The organism is Mesotoga prima MesG1.Ag.4.2 (assembly GCF_000147715.2).
Taxonomy (GTDB): Bacteria; Thermotogota; Thermotogae; order Petrotogales; family Kosmotogaceae; genus Mesotoga; species Mesotoga prima.
On sequence record NC_017934.1, the window covers coordinates 1,961,037 to 1,978,169 of the forward strand.

Consider the following 17,133-nt stretch of genomic DNA (forward strand, 5'->3'; position numbering starts at 1 on the left):
TGTTAATATAATATATGTTCTGAGCATATATCTCATCCTATCTGGAGGTGTTACATGAAAAAGGACGTAGTAATAGTGGGAGGAGGTCCAGCCGGAATCGTCACGGCGATGACGGCAAAGAAGACCTATCCCGACAAGAGCATTGTGGTTATTAGAAGGGAACGTGAAGGAGTAGTCCCCTGTGGAATTCCCTACATATTCCATACTCTTCCGACTGTAGATGCCAATACCATGCCTATTAAAGGCGCTGAGGATCTGGGAATCGATTTTATTTTCGATGAAGTTGATGAGATCAGCACTGATTCCAAAATGGTTAAGCTCTCCGGTGGGGAGTCTATCGAATATGAGAAGCTGGTTATCGCCACTGGTTCACAACCGATATTTCCTCCAATAAAGGGCAGCAAGCTTCCTGGTGTCTTTACCATAGCCAAGGACAGAGAGTATCTGAAGAGTGTATACGCTGCCGCCAAATCGGCGAAGAAAGTAGTGGTCGTTGGTGGAGGTTTTATAGGAGTTGAGGTTTCGGACGAGATCCTCTCCGACGGCAAAGAAGTCTATCTGGTCGAGGCCGTTGACCAGATATTGATGGCGGCCTTTGACAAGGAATTCGGAACCATGGTAAGCGAAAGACTTGAGAAGAAAGGCATGAAACTGCGCACCGGTATGAAGCTGTGTGAGATCAAAGGAGAAGACAAGGTCTCCGGAGTCGTACTTGACAATGGTGAAGAGATCGAAGCAGATATGGTGATACTTTCAATAGGGTACAGGCCGAACGTGAAGCTTCTGGAGAACATCCCCGTTCACAGGGGTATAACCGGTGGAATCTGGGCCGATGAATACATGAGAACCAGTGTTCAAGACGTCTTTGCAGCCGGTGACTGCGTCGAACACAAGTGCTTCTTCACGAGAAAGCCCAGTAGACTGATGCTGGCCTCCACAGCTGCTTTTGAGGCAAGAGTGGCTGGTTCGAATCTTTTCAGCCTAAAGATGGTAAGGGAGAATCACGGAAATCTTGGAGTGTTCTCCACTTCGGTGGCCGGGCTTACGGTCGCTGCTGCAGGTCTTACTGAGTGTACAGCAAAGATGGAGAATTTTGATTACGTGGTCGGGGTTGCAAAGGGAATAGACAGACATCCCGGTTCGCTTCCCGACAAGTCGGAAATCTTTGTCAAGATGGTCTTCTCCAAGGAGAGCGGGATTCTTCTTGGAGCCCAGATGGCAGGCGGAAAGAGTGTCGGAGAGATGATCAATATTATCGGGCTAGGTTTGCAGAAAGGAATAACCGTGAACGATTTCCTCACGATGCAGATCGGTTCCCATCCACTACTCACGGCTGCCCCTACTAGCTATCCGTTAACTTTAGCGGCTGAAAATGCTCTAATGAATTTGAGAAAGGAATAAGAAACACTACAAATAGAAGAAGCTACCTTTAGGGTAGCTTCTTTTTATGTTGAAGGATATCACTTTGCTTTCCCCTGATTAGCGACGGCCTGTTGTGCCTTTGCAATCTCTTCGGGGTCGCCCAGATAATAGTGCTTTATTGGTTTTAGACCGTCATCCAGTTCATAGACTAGAGGTATTCCGGTCGGAATGTTCAATCCTACGATCTCCTCGTCTGGGATATTGTCCAGATACTTGACAAGTGCCCTAAGGCTATTTCCGTGGGCTACTATCAGCACTTTCTTTCCAGACTTTATCTGTGTGGATATCTCATTTTTCCAAAGTGGCAGGAATCTTGCCACTGTGTCCTTAAGACATTCGGTTCTGGGGAGTTCCTCATCTGAAAGAGACCTGTATTTCGGGTCGTGACCTGGAAATCTCTCGTCACTCTCTTCGAGCGCAGGCGGCCGAATATCGTAGCTCCTCCTCCAGATCTTCACCTGTTCTTCGCCATGTTTTGCGGCGGTCTCAGCTTTGTTAAGGCCCTGGAGGGCTCCATAGTGTCTCTCGTTCAGTCTCCAGTCCTTGATCACCGGAATCCACATGAGATCCATTTCGTCCATTATGTACCAAAGGGTTCTTATTGCCCTCTTCAGAACTGAAGTGTAGGCAAGATCGAAATCGTATCCATCGGCCTTCAGCACCTTCCCCGCATTCTCTGCTTCCTCTCTTCCCTTTTCGGAGAGATCAACATCGGTCCAGCCAGTGAAACGGTTCTCTTTGTTCCATGTGCTTTCTCCGTGTCTTACCAGTACGAGTTTGGTCATCTTTCTCCTCCTTCCTTATATCTCCTACATTATAAACTATTCTTCAAACTGAGGTAGATCGGTCCATCTTTTGAAAGAAAATTCAATAGTTCACGGTCTTATTTCCTGTTCTTTGTCATCCATTCGACCGCGAAATCTACCAGTTCTACTTGGGGAATTAAGACTGCTTTTCCATATCCAACCACTCCCCTATTGACAGTTGTTGGGAAGGCTTCTTCGAAAGTTTTTCCTATCGTTTCAAAGTCTTCCGTTTCAAGCTCATAGTCGATGAACTCTCTCCAGACTCTCTTTCCGTTTTCAATTATAGGGGCTCCATCTTTGCAAAGTTTTCTCGATGGAAAATCGGCGCGGTACTCTGCAAGATGTAAAGAGCTGTTATTCCGATGGCTCACCCCCAGGAGCAATATGTAAGCATTGAGATCATACAATCTGGCCAGAGGCGATCCCTCTCCCATTCCAAACTCCAGTTCGTGGTTATCTACTATGTAAGAGGCTCTCTTGCCTCTCGCAACGAAAGAAACCTGGGGGTGATCGCTCCTGATAACACCCTTCATCTTTCTAAAGGTCTCGGGGATTACACCCATTCCTCTGGTGGGGGTTTCGACCCTGTTGAAGGGAGGCATTGTCCTTCTAATTGGGTCGAACCAGCTCTCTGGAACAGGGGGATTTGTCCAGTTAGATGGCTCGCTTAGATCTCCGGAATGAGCCGGCATAACAAGAGTTCCATCCTCGTCTAGAATTGTTTCAAGTGCCTTTACTACGGCAACAGCACCGCCACATACCCAGCCCAGCCTGCTCAGGGAAGAATGTACTAGCAATACCATTCCCCTTTTGACTCCAAGTTGTTTAAGACTGGAGATAAGACTCTTCGTAGTTACCGGCCCGTTATTGCTCAGCTTCACTGCTTCTGCTTCACTCATTTACTACTCCCGAAAATCGATCACAATGAACTTCATCATTTCGCGATCAACCATTTTATTTCAATCTCGGCGCTTCTCCTGTCTGCGGAAGAGTCCTCAAAAATGACCTTCAGATTGTATTCACCATCGCCTTCAAAGATCAATTCATTTTTCGTTTCTTCCCAATCATCGGCGAGACTGGCGACTTCTTTCCCGTCCCTTTCCACTACCAGATATGCGTTGTTGCCGATCATAACTTTTTTGTCCATTCGCGCTATAAGCTGCTGACCCGGCCTGAGTGAGACGGTGGCAAAGCTGTTTCCCGAATCTCTGGCATAGAGTGTCTTACTCTCGTAGCCGTCGAATCCAGCCAGGCAGAGTGTCAAGATCACAAGCCCGATTATTCCCAGAATTGTAAAAAAACGACCTACATCGATAAGGGTCAAAGTCATTACCTCCGTAGTAGCCTGTATTAGATAAATTATAACCGAATTAATCCGAGATGTCGTTCTTAGAACCGCTGATAGAGCAGAAATTTGAGACTGTAATCACGTCTAATTAGGACGATTTCAGTCGATGTATAATTGAAAGGATAATTATGAGCCTCATGTCTAGAATTAATGGCTTTCCGTTTTCAAATATTAGATTCGCATTCACTATATCCATTTGGTTTTGGACATGAGAGACTATATTATTGTTATAGAGATAGTTGAAAGGGGGTAAACTGCCTTGAAGATAATTATCTTTGGTGGTACCGGAAGAGTGGGGAGGGTCATTCTAGATAGGGCCTTAGGCGAAAATCATATAGTCACAGTCTTCGTTGGAGACGTTTCAAAGTTGACCGTAAGAAAAGAGAATCTTAGGATCTTCCAGGGGGACGTCTTCAACAGTCAGAGTGTAAGGGACGCAATAAGAGGTCAGGATGCCATAATCAGTGCCCTCGGTCCAGACAATTCAGGCAGTGTCAACGATACCCTGGCAGTAGCTATGAAAAATATTGTCAGTGGCGCAAGAGAAACCGAGGTAAACAAGATAGTCACGATCGCGAATTCCGGGATTCTTCAGCTTTCCCCTAGAGAGCTAAGGCTCGATTCTCCCAACTATCCTCAGTACCTGAAAAAATCTTCAAGAGAATTTCTGGACGCGTTCGAAATCCTCAAGACTTCTGAACTGGATTGGGTTGTCGTATGTCCTCCATTCATGACTTTTTCGGAGGGCAACCAGAGTTACAGGGTTTCTGCCGATTTCCTTCCAGAAAATGGAGTGAAGATTTCGGTTCAGGATGTCGCTGAATTTGCCTTCAAACAGTTGTTCACCTCTGAGTACTCTCAGAAGAGAGTTGGAATAGCCTATTAGAATGGAGTTATCTTGAAAAGAGAAAGCCCCGGTTCGGAAATACGTATTAACAGGCTGGAGGCACTTACCGATGGTGTTTTTGCCATTGCCATGACTATTCTCGTCCTATCACTCGAAGTACCAAGCAGAAGTCAGGTCACGAGCCAAAGCGAACTTGTTCAGAACATCATGAGCAAGGGTTATCAGTTTTTGAGCTACTTCATATCCTTCTTCGTTATTGGATCGATCTGGATCTCGACTATAAGGAGAACACACATTCTCAATAAGACCGATTACAAACACCTTTGGCTCAACATGCTCAATCTCTTTTTCGTCACGACGATTCCTTTCACTACATCCCTTTTGGGAGATTACGGCGAGTATGAATTTGCAGAGGTGCTCTTCCACTTAGATATCTTGATACTTGAGACAATCGCTCTAGTTCAGTGGCAGTATCTGATGAATAACAAGGATCTGATCCGTGAAGATGCAATAGATGATTCAAATTTAATCTACTATAGAAAAGTCTACATCTTTCATGTAATTGTTCCTTTGCTCGGTATTGCGGTCTCGGTGTTTACTCCCGTTTGGAGCAACCTTGTCTATCTCGTCATATTTTTCAGGGTGTTCTTTATCCGCAGGTAATACTACGGAACATAAATAATTGCTAGAATATATCCATAATCTAGGGGGCGATGGAAATAGCTTTCACCATTATTCGTTTTATAGTTGCGGTTCTAACTGCCGTAACCGGTGTGTATATAGTATTGAGACCTGAATCCTACGCAAAACTTGCCGAGTTTTCGACCGGCAATTCAAGAGGGAGAACCGAGGTAAAGACTATTATGGGGGGAACCTTTATAGGGCTGGGAGTGGCTCCAATAATTCTCCTTGGCTCAACGATTGCCTTCATTTTTCTGGGAATAGTTTATTTGTTCATCGCGGCAACGCGGATTTTATCAATGTTTGTGGACAAGTCATTCACGTTCACCAATTTAATTATCCTTCTTGTTGAAATGGCTTTTGGTCTAATTATGGTGATTCGTGTATGAACTTATAAAAACCGACTTAGGTCGGTTTTTTTATGCAAAGAATCCCTACCCTTGTGAGCTCGACTGAAGAAATGGAGGAAAAGAAATTGAGAGAGGAAGATCTGAAAAGGGCAATACTTGAAGCATGGTCAAAACGATTGGGTTTTTCATCCGATAGATTTTTTCTTGGAACGTATTTCTTTTTTCCCGATGAGAGCAAGAGAGGAAAGGGCGGGATCGAGCAACTGAGCTTTGAAAGGCAGACAGTCATCTTATACGATCCCTTGCTAGAAGATGTTTTCAAGTCTATAGAAACCCAGGATGAGAATCCCGGCGATTATTTGGCCGATTTGATTCGAGACTCGTTTCTTCTTTTGAAGAAGACTTCCATCAAATATCTCAATCCTTCAAATTATGTTCCTTTTTACCCGCCCACCGAGTTCAGTGTAAGAAGGCTCAATCAAGGGGACAGAACGGCATTCTATCGCTTCAGAAACCAGTGCACCAGGGAGGATCTGGCCGAGGGGTTTGTAGAGCTTGATCATGTTGCCGTTTTCGGAGCCCTGTACGAAGACGAAATCGTTGCGGTTTCCAGCATAATTGTCTGGGATGAAATTGCAGATATCGGTATAATTACGATGCCTGATTTCAGAGAGCTCGGTCTGGGCAAGGCTCTTGGTTCTAGAGCGAGCGAGTGGGCTGTCATAAACAAAAAATTGATTCAGTACAGGCATAACGTCTTGAACTATGGATCGCTTAAGGTTTCTCGCGCTCTGGGGTTTAGAGAGTACATTGTAGATCAGGAATACTCATACAAAGGTTAGATTTTCTTGGGTGAAAGATAGAAGTGACAGGGGCTCTTCCGGTGAGTGATCATCTGTCCTTGATATTGTAACCTGTAAGTCAGAACTTCTTCTAATTAGAGATCGAATTGTAGCTTTAGGATTTGACACGGTAGAAGACAAAAGTGTAGAATCCTTTCATACCAGCGGGGAGTTGAGTAAATGATAGACTTCAGGTTTTCCTGGATAAATGCATATTCTTATTATTATAACAACAGAAGCATTTGCTTGTGAGTGATTAACTCCGGGTAAGTGCTTCTTGCATTTACTCCGGATGAAAGATATGAAAGGGTCTCCAATCCGGAGACCCTTTTCTTTTTCAACGGGAATGCGGGGTGGTGAGATGGTAGTCGTTCTTAAGAGAGGTACCGGCGAAGAGGAGATTAAGCAAGTGGAGTCTCTTTCTGAGAGTCTGAATCTCAGCTGTCATGTTTCCAGAGGATTGGAAAGAGTGGTAATAGGTGTGATTGGAGACGACCGATATATGTCCGTGGAACGCTTTGAGGCTCTTGAATGTGTTGAGCAGGTTGTACGTGTTCTTAAGCCTTTCAAGCTCGTATCGAGAGAGTTTCACAGTGAAGATATCTCAGTGGAGATCGGGGATTTGTCTGTTGGAGAAGGCAAGTTCATAGTCATGGCCGGTCCATGCGCGATTGAAGATCGACCTATGATGGAAGAGAGCGCAGCCTTTCTTTCGGAAATGGGAGTTAGGGTAATTAGAGGGGGAGCCTTCAAGCCGAGGACTTCCCCGTACTCTTTTCAAGGTCTCGGAGAGATTGGCTTGAGATACTTGAGAGAGGCCGCAGATCATTATGGCCTCAAGACGGTGACCGAAGTAACTGGCGAAGGGACGCTTGAAGCCGTGAGTGAAATGAGCGACATACTGCAAATTGGCGCGAGAAACTCGCAGAACTTTCAGCTTATACAGAAAGTGGCCGAAAAGAGAAAGCCGATTCTTCTGAAGAAGGGCTTCATGAATACGGTCGAAGAGCTTCTCCTTTCAGCAGAGTACATCGCATCGAGGGGAAACATGTCGATAATCCTTTGTGAAAGGGGAATCAGAACCTTTGAGACGGCCACGCGGAACACGCTAGACATCTCTGCCGTACCTCTAATAAAGCTGCAATCGCCTCTGCCGGTCATCGTGGATCCGAGCCACGCCTCGGGGAGAAGAGACTTGATAATACCACTTTCCAGAGCAGCTCTGGCTGTCGGGGCAAATGGTATCGAAGTAGAGGTTCACCCAAGGCCGGAGAAGGCTCTTTCGGACAGCAAACAGAGTCTCAGTTTCGGCGAATTTGAAAAGCTTATGAATAGTCTCGAACAGTTGGCCGATGCCACAGAGCTTTCGCTCACTTGATAGGTTGGGAGGAAAAGATGAGGTTACTACCTTCAAAGAAAGTTGTCGGAGAAATTGCTGTACCTCCGGATAAATCGATTTCTCACAGGGCTCTAATGATGTGCTCTATGAGTAGCGGCGTTAGTGTCGTCCACAACCTGCTTGAAAGCGAAGACACTCTGAGGACGTTTAGAATAATCGGCGAACTTGGAGGGAACTTCAGAGGCGGCTTCGACAGAATGGAAATATCTTTGGCGTCGTGGAAAGAATCGTTAAGGCCTCTTGACTGTGGGAATTCCGGGACTACCGCTAGACTGATGGCCGGAGTTCTTTCGGGAAAGGAAGGTTTTCACGTTCTCTTTGGAGATGATTCTCTGTCAGGTAGGCCAATGGAGAGAGTCGTTAGACCCTTGAAAGAGATGGGGGCAAGCATATCGGCCCGCCAGGATTCACTTCTTCCAATGTGTATAACTGGTGGAAAGCTGAGCGGATCTGAGCATTCTCTCTCAGTTGCCAGCGCTCAGGTCAAGAGTGCGATTTTGCTGGCGGGGATTCAAGCGGAAGGTACTACGGCCGTTACTGAGCCACACTGCAGCAGGGACCACACAGAGAGACTACTCCGATCAATGGGTGCCAAAATCAGTGTAAGTAATAAGAGAGTTGAAGTAGAAAAGAGCGAGCTTCTACCGATCCGGTTTTCGATTCCCGGGGACGTTTCATCGGCCGCCTTTCCGATAGCTCTGGCGGTTCTTCACGAAAACGGCAAGGTAACTATTAGAGAAGTCGGACTGAATCAAGGTAGGACCGGGTTCTTAAGGCTTCTTATCAAAATGGGTGCAGACATCGAGATGGAGGTTGAAGAGAGCTTGCCAGAACCGGTGGGCACAATCGTAGCCAGATCTTCCCGTCTTATAGGAGTGGAAGTCGGAAGTGATTTGATTCCTTCAATGATTGATGAACTCCCACTGATTGCGCTTGCAGGAGTTTTCGCGGAAGGTACAACGACTGTGAGAGGCGCCGGGGAGCTGAGAAAGAAAGAGTCGGACAGGATATCCGTTACCGTTCAGAACTTCAGAAGAATTGGCGTAGAAATCCTTGAACATGAAGACGGCTTTAGTGTGGAAGGTCCTCAAAGAATAACGGGAGGAAAGGTCGACTCTTATGGTGATCACAGGATTGCGATGCTATTCTCATTAGCCGGACCGCTAAGCAGAGAAGGAGTGGAAGTAACTAACTCGAATGCAGTCAATGTTTCCTTTCCCGGGTTCTTCAAAACACTTGAGGAGGTTTGTCAGTGAAGTTGTGCATAATTGGACATCCAGTTTCCCACAGTTTATCGCCGGCCATTTACGGACGGTTTTTCGAAAGAATGGGCATCGATGCAACTTACGAGGCAGTTGACATTCTTCCAGATGAATTTGCAGAAGAGATAACTTCAGTTGCAGAGCATTTCGACGGGTTCAACGTTACAATTCCATTCAAGGAGAAGATTATCGCTCACGTGGTAAGCCAGGTTGAACCTCCGCTTTCGGCAATAAACTGTGTCTTCGAGAGAAGGGGATATAACACGGACTGGGTAGGTTTCGGCAAGCCTTTGCTCGAGAGATCAATAGAGGAGCCCGTAATGATTATTGGAGCAGGGGGTGCTGCGAGGGCAGTGATTTTCTTCTTGAGGAAAGCGGGCGTTAAGAGGATAGAGCTGCTTAACAGAACGCTTTCCAGGGCGGAAAAGATCAAAGAAGAGTTCGAGATACTGGGGCGGTTTGAAATATCTGTCTTTCCATTTGAGTCAATCAGAGAGGTTGCTTCGAGGAGCATGAGCATAGTCAACGCTTCCTCTCTTGGAATGAACGGAGAGGAAACGGGTATCACCTCAAAAGAACTTGTCGGTAAGAGCCTCGTTTACGATTTGATCTACTGGAAAACGCCTTTGATTGAGCTTTCACACAACTGCGGAGTAGAAACAGTTCTTGACGGAAGAGATATGCTGCTTCACCAGGCTCTCGAGAATCTCAAAATATGGGGTCTGCCTTCAGGCGATGTCTTCGAAAAGACGTTCTGGGAAGTGGTGCGATGAAGTTTACCGTAGCCGGAGACTCTCATGGCAGCGGCGTCTTCGGGGTTATCGAGGAGTTGCCGTCTGGTGTCTCTCTTTCGATCGAAAAGATAGATAGACAGCTTCAACGAAGGCAGAAGGGCTATGGCAGGGGACAGAGGATGAAGGGCGAAGAGGATAGGGCAATCGTGAAGTCGGGTCTTTGGAAGGATCTTACGACTGGTGCCCCTCTTTTGATTGAGATAGAGAACAAGGTTTCCAGTGCCGAGAAGAGCGTGAGAAGCATTCCAAGGCCCGGACATTCCGATTATGCTGCGTGGACTAGATACAAACTGAATGATCTGGCGGTTTATGCAGAGCGAAGCAGTGCAAGATGGACTGCAGCCCTTACTGCGATCGGCTCAGTCGCGTCTCAGATTCTTCAAGAGCTTGGAATTACCTTGTGCAGCTCAGTCATAGCGATCGGAAAGGTCAGCTGTGAACGTCCCACAGGGACAGAATGGATTTCGAGGAATTGTGGATCTCCGGTGTTTTGCCACGACGAAATCGCCTACCGGGAAATGTTGAAGGAGATTGATACGGCAAACGAACTTGGCGAAACACTTGGGGGGAGATTTGTTGTAATCGCCGATGGAATACCGGCGGGGACCGGAGGATACGGCAGTCTCTTTGAAAGACTTGATTCGAGAATCGGGAAACACTTCATGGCGATTCCCTCAGTTAAGGGTATATTCATTGGAAATCCCGATGTGAGCCTTCGAGGAGGCGAATACCACGATAAGCTTTACATCAAAGACGGGATAGTTTTCAGGCAGACGAATAACGCCGGCGGTATCGAGGGTGGGATATCAAACGGCGAACGAATCGTTGTTGAGGCAAGCGTGAAGCCGATCCCTTCGTTGAGGAGGGGAATCTCTTCCGTTGACTTGAGCGACTTGAATGAGACAAAGACTCCTTACGTTCGTTCCGACACTACAGCCGTTCCGGCGGCTGCAATCGTAGGAGAGTCTATGCTTGCGCTCTTGTTACTTGAGGCGATTCTCGAAAGATTTGGAAATGGTGATTTCTGCTCGATAAAAAGGAGGGTGAAGGATGAGAGTATTCCTCATTGGAATGATGGGTTCGGGGAAGAGCACGATAGGTAGAATCCTCTCTTCGGTTCTCGACAAAAAATTCATAGATATGGATTCGGAGATCGAAAGGGCTAAGGGGATGAGCATAAGTGAGATTTTTGAGAAAGAGGGTGAGAAAGAATTCAGAAGACTGGAGAAGAACCTTCTGAAAGAGCTAGTCCGGAGCGACGAGATTGTCGTATCGACGGGAGGGGGTGTAATACTGGATAATGAGAACCGTCAGACATTAAAGGGAGAGAATTCCATCTATCTCAGACTTCCTCCAGCCGATCTATACAGAAGGGTAAGTGTGAAGGGTCGCCCTCTACTGAGGGAAGGGAAGGAAAGCATTTTCAGGATTTGGGAAGAACGAAGGGAGCTCTATGAGCAGTTTCCTTCCGTTGATACTTCGAGTCAAACACAGTGGGAGACCGTTGCAGCGATATCTATGAAAATCGCCGCCGGTGAAAGAAAGACACTTAATAGCAGTTCTCACCCTGTCTCAATATCCCCGGGTGGGTTCAAATCTATAGGTAGGATGCCGAACACGGTAGTCTCAAAAAGGGTTCAAAGGATCTTTTCCGAATGGATTCCCTCTTCGGCTTTTTCCATAGATGACGGTGAAGAAGCAAAGGGATTTCATACACTTTTTCAAATCTATGAATATCTAATGGATCGAGGAGTTTCTAGAAGTGACATGGTGGTCGGTGCAGGTGGAGGAACCGTAACGGATCTCGTTGGATTCGCTTCCTCGACATTTAAGAGAGGTGTTCCAATAACCCTATATCCAACGACTCTTCTTGCTCAAGTAGATGCTTCAATAGGCGGGAAGAATGGGCTGAATTTCGAAGGATGCAAGAATGTTGTCGGCAACTTCTATATGCCCTATGAGACAATCATAGATCCAGTAGTAACGCTTTCGATGGACGAAGGACGGTTTGAAGAAGGCCTGGTAGAGGCCTTCAAGATATTCCTTATCACGGGCCGATGGTATGAGAATTTCAAGAGCCGATGCAGAGACCTGAAGAATAGGAATCTGAGAGCCCTGAGTGAGATGTTGGAAGAAGCCGTAAGGCAGAAGGATAGAATAGTGGCGATTGATACGCGTGAAACAGGAATGAGAAGGATTCTGAATCTTGGCCACACACTGGGGCATCTCTACGAGCCATTAGCCGGAGTTTCGCACGGCATGGCGGTGGCGTGGGGGCTGGAAAGAGAGATGCACTACTTCGCAAATCTAGGCCTTATAGATGAGGAAATGTACAGAGAAGTCTCGGAAACGCTATCCGAAATCGTCGGTCTTGATTTCCCACAGCTACCTGTCGAAGATGCTCTAAGATTACTTAGAAATGATAAGAAGGCAACGACCTCGGAGAGCATGGAGATAGAGATTCCTCTCGTAAGGAAGCCAGGTTCCTTTGAATTTGCAAAGGTGAGACTAGATGATCTATTGGCCGTGGTCGTATGAAAATACTTATATTGAACGGGCCAAACCTCAATATGCTTGGGATGAGAGAAAAAAGTCTGTATGGTAGCTTCACATACAGCGAACTTAGTGAAGCCATCGAAAGAAAGTGCCTGGAAAGCGGGGCTTCAAGTGAATTGTTCCAGTCCAATCACGAAGGAGATCTTATAGAGAGGATTCATAACATTGACTATGATGCGATCGTTATAAATGCAGGTGCACTAACTCATTACAGCTACTCGCTAAGAGACGCGCTTGAATTGTTTAGAGGGATCAAAATCGAAGTCCACATCTCAAACATCTTCGCCAGAGAAGAGTTCAGAAGCAAGTCGGTTATCTCTCCGGTATGCAGCGGAACGATCGCAGGACTTGGACTGAATGGATACTTGCTTGCGATAGAATATGCAGTTTCACATCTTAAATCGTTAACAGATCGGGAGGCGACAGAGTGAAAGCTATAAGGGGAGCAACATCTATTGAAGCAGATTGCCCTGAAGAGATAAGAAACTCCGTGATTGAACTCATGGAGGAGATATTCAGCAGGAATAAGATCACCGAACTGCACTCCGTGATATTTACCGTAACTAATGACATAACTTCATACAATCCAGCGACTGCTTTCAGAAAAGTGTTCAATCAAAGCGATGTTGCGCTTCTGTGCCTATATGAAGCCTCCTTTGAAAACTCTCCCGGGGGGATTATCAGAGTGCTTCTCCACTGTGAGTCGGAGACGAAGAATTTCGTTTATCTGCGACGAGCTAAAAATCTCCGGCCCGACAAGGTGCAGGCAGGAGATTCGAAGGCATGAAGGTCCACATAATAGGAGCCGGTTCGATCGGGGGATCGATTGCATTGAGGCTTTCGAAGCGCGGCCATAGGGTTTCGATCTTTGACCAGAATGTTGTGACAACAGAGATGCTTAGGAAGAAGGATCCGAGCATTGAAGTATCTTCAGATGCCTTTACGCCAGGGGACCTGACCGTTATCGCACTACCAATGAACTCCGAAGAGGAGCTGCTACTGTCGGCCGATTTCACCGGCCCGGCATTTGATGTTGCGAGCGTAATGCAACCCTTCCAGGAGATAGCTAGACTCAGGAAGATAAGATTGATAAGCGGCCATCCCATGGCCGGCAACGTACACAAGGGTCCGGCCGGCTGGGACGAATCTATGTTCGATGGCCGCGTATTCCTGTTTTCTCCGGGAGAGTTCGCAACCGGAGAGGACCTTGGCCTTGTGCTGATGGTGGTATCTGAACTGGGGTCTTCTCCCGAATACCTCCCGCCAGAGAGGCACGATTATATAGTCGGTAGAATAAGCCAGACAGCCTATTTTCTTTCGAGAACTCTTCTGAGACTGGGTGGTGATTTTGAGAAGTATTCCGGACCCGGTTACGCTTCGACCTCAAGGCTTGGAAGACAGAACATGGATATGGTTCTCGATATGGCGAGATTCAATGGCAGGAATATCGCCTCGTCGCTTGAGGAAGCGGAGAGTTATCTCCATGACATAAGAACTGCAATCGAGGAGGGGGATCTCAGTAAGCTTGAAGAACTGATATCGGGATATTAGGAACGAAGAGTTTTTCTGAAAAGAGGTGTCTGGAGATATATGATACGGTCTCGTTGGTTTCTTGATGTACTCGAACTCCCGCATAGTTTCTCTGAAACATCGGATAATCACAGGTTTCTTATCAGGAGATCAATATCGTCTCTTCCGGAGAACATTATTACGGAGCTATCGACAGTTTCCAGGTCTTCGAATCCGTTTTGAAGGAAAAAGCTTGCCAGCCCGTTCGAAAATGAGCTTTTCTTCCCAGATAGAGCTTCTACACTGCCGAAACCGCGTTTTCTGCACTCTTCAACGGAAAGCTGAATAAGCTCGGAACGATAATCGTATGTGGAGTCATGTGAATTGTAGATACACGAGATGAGCGCGGTTGAAAGGGATTTCGGGATCGAGTATGGAGAAAGAAGCGAGGGCATGACTTCAAAGAAAGCTACAGGTATCTCTTCGGCATAAGAAACGAAGCCGAATAGGCTGTCTCTACCGTTAAAACCTTCATACCAGCCGATTTTTTTCGGAGCCATTTCCCGTTCCATTAGTGCACACAAGGCACGCATCCCTCAACGACTCCCTTGAAAGTGTTTCAATCCGATCACAGTTTTTCGCGGGTCTTCTCTTTGCATCCCCGAAAGGTCTAACCGTCTTTCGCCCTTCGAGTACGTCAACAATAAAGTCAGAAGAAACTGGACCGGCGATCTTTAGATCACTGTAAATCAAAGTAAAGGGGAAAAATAAGGGAAGATCGGAAATAGTTCCCGAGAGATCGAATTTTACAAAATTCAAGCCGAGAGAGTCGGCAGCTTTTCTTGCCTGTTCAAGAGCCACTGAATTCCAGGGGCACTGGTCTCCAAAACAGTAAGCCCTGATCTCTTTGCAAGACATGGAAGATCTTCTCTATTTCTTTATGAGCGAGTAGACAGTATCCCGGATCATCTCTTCTCTTAAAACGTAGAAGCCTGCGTTTTTAAGCCATTGATCGTACCAACTCTTCAAGGGTCTGAAATTGTAGTTCCCGTCGTCATCTATATACTCGCCAATGACGACGGGAAGGCCGCTCTTCTTAAGAGTCTCGCATCTCTTTTTTGACTCTTTTTCATTGCCTATACCGGTTACCAAGAGTCCTACACCGCTGGTCTTAACGGATCGAGCGATCCTTAGAAGCGTTTTTGACCATAATTCGGGGTGGAGGTTTTGAAGTATTCCTGAGGCGACAAACCCCTCAAAGATACCGAGAAAATTAAAGTCTGAAAACCCAATGTTCATGACTCGGATTCCCTGCGTCTGTTTTATAGCCTTACTGCAGGAAACGCCCACAACTCTCAGTTTCATTTCTCTCAACAAGGGCCAGAAGTCCTGTGCATGACAGCCAAAATCGGCGATAATGTTCGACTCTTCAAGAAAGCCAGTCATCCTAAGAATAAAGTCCTGCAGTTGCGACTTGTCTATTTCTAAACCGGTACAGGTTTGCTCAAGTACATCATTTCTATATCTTTCAAGCCATTCTCGTCTTTGCAATCTACTCACCTACTATATTGAGATTGTATCCAAGCAGGGAAGATTATCAAACAAAAGTCTTGACTCTAATTGTCAGAAATGGTAATTTATCTTCACCTCTTCAGTCTTCGACTCTCCAAAGCCATAGGTTATTTCTGCTACAAAAGTTGGTGATGCGTCTCTATCGGCCTCATAATAGACAGTTTTTGCTAATTCCTGCGAATTGCCTAACGGTAGAAAGAGAGTCTCTCTCGTATCCTGTCCTTCGACAACCTTTATTGCCGCTTCAGAAATTCTAAGCTCTTCATCTTTGCAATAGTGCGTGTAGAGATCAAATGAGTAGTGGATCTTGTCCGTTTCAAGAAGCCAGGCATGTCCAAGCAGTTGATAGCGCTGAACGTTGTAAAGATCGTGAGGAATGGCAAATTCGTTGCTCAATGTCTCTTTGTTTCCATCTATAACTCTAACCTGACCGTGATATGTTTCATCAGGCAAGAGCTCGATCATGGCAGTAAAGACACCGTTCTCTGATTTGAGCTCATAAGAACGAACCTCTGCATCTTCATCGATTATATTGAGAAACAACTGACTTCCTTCAGTGAATTCAGAAAGAGTAACTGAGGCCTTGAGTGCTACTTTTTCAAGAGTTGTCGAAGATCTGGTGAAGTGAACCGATTTGACAAAATCACCGGATTGCTCGATTCGGTTTCGAATATCGGTTACAACTGTATCGAGAGAGGCAACTCTCGATTTGAGAGTGAAAAGGTCGGTGCGAACTGTCGAAATCTCTTCCAAGAGTTTGTTTGATGTAATAACTGTTGTTGCGAGATTAACGATTGCAGCCGCCGAAATCAATACAACCAATAACCATGCGATGCCCTTACTCATAACACCATCTCCTACTGAGTATTCACCCCGGCAATTTGAATAATATCACGACTTTCGTCTTAGCTCAAACACAATGGGATTCGATGCAATATAATTTACTAAAAGGGGGTCCGAAGATGATTGCTGAGAATGTGAAAAGGCTGAGAAGTGAAATACCTGATTATGTTACAATTGTAGCTGCATCGAAAACGAGAACCGCTTCAGAAATTTTGGAGATTCTGGAAAGTGGCTTGAAAGATGTCGGTGAGAACTACGTTCAGGAGGCAGAAGGAAAGTTCGAAGCCATAGGCAACAAAGCTAGATGGCATTGTATTGGGCACTTACAGAGAAACAAAGTGAAGAGGGCCATAGAGATATTCGATATAATTCAGACCGTAGATTCATTCAAGCTCGCAGAGGAGATAGACAAGAGATGTTCATACCTTAGTAAGAAGATGCCGGTCATGGTCGAAGTTAACAGCGGCAAGGAGGAGAACAAGGCCGGTGTCTTGCCGGAAAATGTTCTACAGCTGATAACCGAAATCTCACCGCTCAAGAATATTGCGGTGGTCGGTCTAATGACTATGGGGCCTTTCACAGAGGATCCTGAAGAGATAAGACCTAGTTTGAGGCTTACGAGAAGACTTTTCGAAGAGATCTCAAAAGAGAAGATCGAAGGAGTCGAGATGAAGTACCTGTCGATGGGAATGTCCAATTCCTACAGGGTAGCGATCGAAGAGGGTTCAAATATGGTTAGACTGGGAACGATTATCTTCGGAGAGCGACAATAATGATTCTGGCCAGCTGATCTCGGTTGCGATAGGGAGTCAACGGGGTCAATCTTTCGCGGGATTTCTTTCGAGATTCAGAGGTTCAATGCCTAGAAAGATTAGATGCGAACAAAGGGCTTCACAAAGTCT

The 17,133-nt window shown here is 46.1% G+C and carries 21 protein-coding genes; 14 read left to right on the forward strand and 7 right to left on the reverse strand.

Annotated features, from left to right (window positions below; all coding sequences use genetic code 11):
* The first annotated feature begins 54 nt into the window (after positions 1 to 54).
* A complete protein-coding gene (locus tag THEBA_RS09130; RefSeq protein ID WP_006488419.1) occupies positions 55 to 1,401 on the forward strand; it encodes an FAD-dependent oxidoreductase in 1,347 nt (448 codons plus the stop codon).
* A gap of 59 nt (positions 1,402 to 1,460) precedes the next feature.
* Here THEBA_RS09130 and gpmA read toward each other — a convergent pair whose 3' ends face one another.
* The 3 genes from gpmA to THEBA_RS09145 form a co-directional block, all read right to left on the reverse strand.
* Entirely contained in the window at positions 1,461 to 2,207 is a 747-nt protein-coding gene (gene gpmA / locus THEBA_RS09135; protein ID WP_006488416.1) for a 2,3-diphosphoglycerate-dependent phosphoglycerate mutase, read from the reverse strand.
* Positions 2,208 to 2,305: 98 nt separating this feature from the next.
* On the reverse strand, positions 2,306 to 3,127 hold the full coding sequence (locus THEBA_RS09140) for an aminoglycoside N(3)-acetyltransferase (protein ID WP_014731296.1): 822 nt from the start codon (positions 3,125 to 3,127) through the stop codon (positions 2,306 to 2,308).
* A 35-nt stretch (positions 3,128 to 3,162) separates the two neighbouring features.
* A complete protein-coding gene (locus tag THEBA_RS09145) occupies positions 3,163 to 3,558 on the reverse strand; it encodes a hypothetical protein (RefSeq protein WP_236609133.1) in 396 nt (131 codons plus the stop codon).
* Positions 3,559 to 3,835: 277 nt separating this feature from the next.
* Between THEBA_RS09145 and THEBA_RS09150 the strand changes: the two genes are divergently transcribed.
* The 12 genes from THEBA_RS09150 to THEBA_RS09205 all read left to right on the forward strand — a co-directional run bounded on the left by THEBA_RS09150 (position 3,836) and on the right by THEBA_RS09205 (position 13,858).
* Positions 3,836 to 4,462 (forward strand): NAD(P)-dependent oxidoreductase, encoded by a 627-nt coding sequence (locus THEBA_RS09150; protein ID WP_006488410.1) that lies wholly within the window; start codon positions 3,836 to 3,838, stop codon positions 4,460 to 4,462.
* 12 nt (positions 4,463 to 4,474) lie between these two features.
* The gene (locus tag THEBA_RS09155; RefSeq protein WP_014731298.1) at positions 4,475 to 5,086 is read left to right on the forward strand and encodes a TMEM175 family protein; all 612 of its coding nucleotides are present in this window, start codon (positions 4,475 to 4,477) and stop codon (positions 5,084 to 5,086) included.
* 50 nt (positions 5,087 to 5,136) lie between these two features.
* Complete coding sequence (locus tag THEBA_RS09160; RefSeq protein ID WP_006488403.1) at positions 5,137 to 5,493, forward strand: DUF4345 family protein; 357 nt, start codon at positions 5,137 to 5,139, stop codon at positions 5,491 to 5,493.
* A gap of 86 nt (positions 5,494 to 5,579) precedes the next feature.
* On the forward strand, positions 5,580 to 6,296 hold the full coding sequence (locus THEBA_RS09165) for a GNAT family N-acetyltransferase (protein WP_014731299.1): 717 nt from the start codon (positions 5,580 to 5,582) through the stop codon (positions 6,294 to 6,296).
* A 361-nt stretch (positions 6,297 to 6,657) separates the two neighbouring features.
* Positions 6,658 to 7,674, forward strand: coding sequence for a 3-deoxy-7-phosphoheptulonate synthase (aroF, locus tag THEBA_RS09170; protein ID WP_006488399.1), 1,017 nt, complete (start codon positions 6,658 to 6,660; stop codon positions 7,672 to 7,674).
* A gap of 17 nt (positions 7,675 to 7,691) precedes the next feature.
* Complete coding sequence (gene aroA / locus THEBA_RS09175; protein WP_014731301.1) at positions 7,692 to 8,951, forward strand: 3-phosphoshikimate 1-carboxyvinyltransferase; 1,260 nt, start codon at positions 7,692 to 7,694, stop codon at positions 8,949 to 8,951.
* Positions 8,948 to 9,730: a shikimate dehydrogenase family protein gene (locus THEBA_RS09180; RefSeq protein ID WP_014731302.1), complete on the forward strand. Its 783-nt coding sequence runs from the start codon at positions 8,948 to 8,950 to the stop codon at positions 9,728 to 9,730. Before aroA ends, THEBA_RS09180 begins: the two co-directional genes overlap by 4 nt.
* Positions 9,727 to 10,854, forward strand: coding sequence for a chorismate synthase (gene aroC, locus THEBA_RS09185; protein ID WP_014731303.1), 1,128 nt, complete (start codon positions 9,727 to 9,729; stop codon positions 10,852 to 10,854). The genes THEBA_RS09180 and aroC overlap by 4 nt, the downstream gene beginning before the upstream one ends.
* The gene (aroB, locus tag THEBA_RS09190; RefSeq protein ID WP_014731304.1) at positions 10,802 to 12,289 is read left to right on the forward strand and encodes a bifunctional shikimate kinase AroK/3-dehydroquinate synthase AroB; all 1,488 of its coding nucleotides are present in this window, start codon (positions 10,802 to 10,804) and stop codon (positions 12,287 to 12,289) included. The genes aroC and aroB overlap by 53 nt, the downstream gene beginning before the upstream one ends.
* On the forward strand, positions 12,286 to 12,738 hold the full coding sequence (aroQ, locus tag THEBA_RS09195; RefSeq protein WP_006488389.1) for a type II 3-dehydroquinate dehydratase: 453 nt from the start codon (positions 12,286 to 12,288) through the stop codon (positions 12,736 to 12,738). Before aroB ends, aroQ begins: the two co-directional genes overlap by 4 nt.
* A complete protein-coding gene (gene aroH, locus THEBA_RS09200; RefSeq protein ID WP_006488387.1) occupies positions 12,735 to 13,094 on the forward strand; it encodes a chorismate mutase in 360 nt (119 codons plus the stop codon). Before aroQ ends, aroH begins: the two co-directional genes overlap by 4 nt.
* Positions 13,091 to 13,858 (forward strand): prephenate dehydrogenase, encoded by a 768-nt coding sequence (locus tag THEBA_RS09205; RefSeq protein WP_014731305.1) that lies wholly within the window; start codon positions 13,091 to 13,093, stop codon positions 13,856 to 13,858. The genes aroH and THEBA_RS09205 overlap by 4 nt, the downstream gene beginning before the upstream one ends.
* 107 nt (positions 13,859 to 13,965) lie before the next feature.
* Here THEBA_RS09205 and THEBA_RS09210 read toward each other — a convergent pair whose 3' ends face one another.
* The 4 genes from THEBA_RS09210 to THEBA_RS09225 all read right to left on the reverse strand — a co-directional run bounded on the left by THEBA_RS09210 (position 13,966) and on the right by THEBA_RS09225 (position 16,234).
* Entirely contained in the window at positions 13,966 to 14,376 is a 411-nt protein-coding gene (locus tag THEBA_RS09210) for a hypothetical protein (protein ID WP_236609134.1), read from the reverse strand.
* Positions 14,348 to 14,734 carry a hypothetical protein gene (locus tag THEBA_RS09215; RefSeq protein ID WP_006488381.1) on the reverse strand — a complete coding sequence of 129 codons (387 nt, stop codon included), beginning with the start codon at positions 14,732 to 14,734 and terminating at the stop codon, positions 14,348 to 14,350. Before THEBA_RS09215 ends, THEBA_RS09210 begins: the two co-directional genes overlap by 29 nt.
* Positions 14,735 to 14,746: 12 nt before the next feature.
* On the reverse strand, positions 14,747 to 15,367 hold the full coding sequence (locus THEBA_RS09220) for a hypothetical protein (protein WP_006488378.1): 621 nt from the start codon (positions 15,365 to 15,367) through the stop codon (positions 14,747 to 14,749).
* Between the two features lie 72 nt (positions 15,368 to 15,439).
* Positions 15,440 to 16,234, reverse strand: a complete 795-nt coding sequence (locus THEBA_RS09225; RefSeq protein WP_006488376.1) for a hypothetical protein — start codon at positions 16,232 to 16,234, stop codon at positions 15,440 to 15,442.
* Positions 16,235 to 16,350: 116 nt separating this feature from the next.
* On the opposite strand from THEBA_RS09225, the gene THEBA_RS09230 reads away from it, so the two are divergent.
* Complete coding sequence (locus THEBA_RS09230) at positions 16,351 to 17,004, forward strand: YggS family pyridoxal phosphate-dependent enzyme (protein WP_014731306.1); 654 nt, start codon at positions 16,351 to 16,353, stop codon at positions 17,002 to 17,004.
* Positions 17,005 to 17,133: the final 129 nt, after the last annotated feature.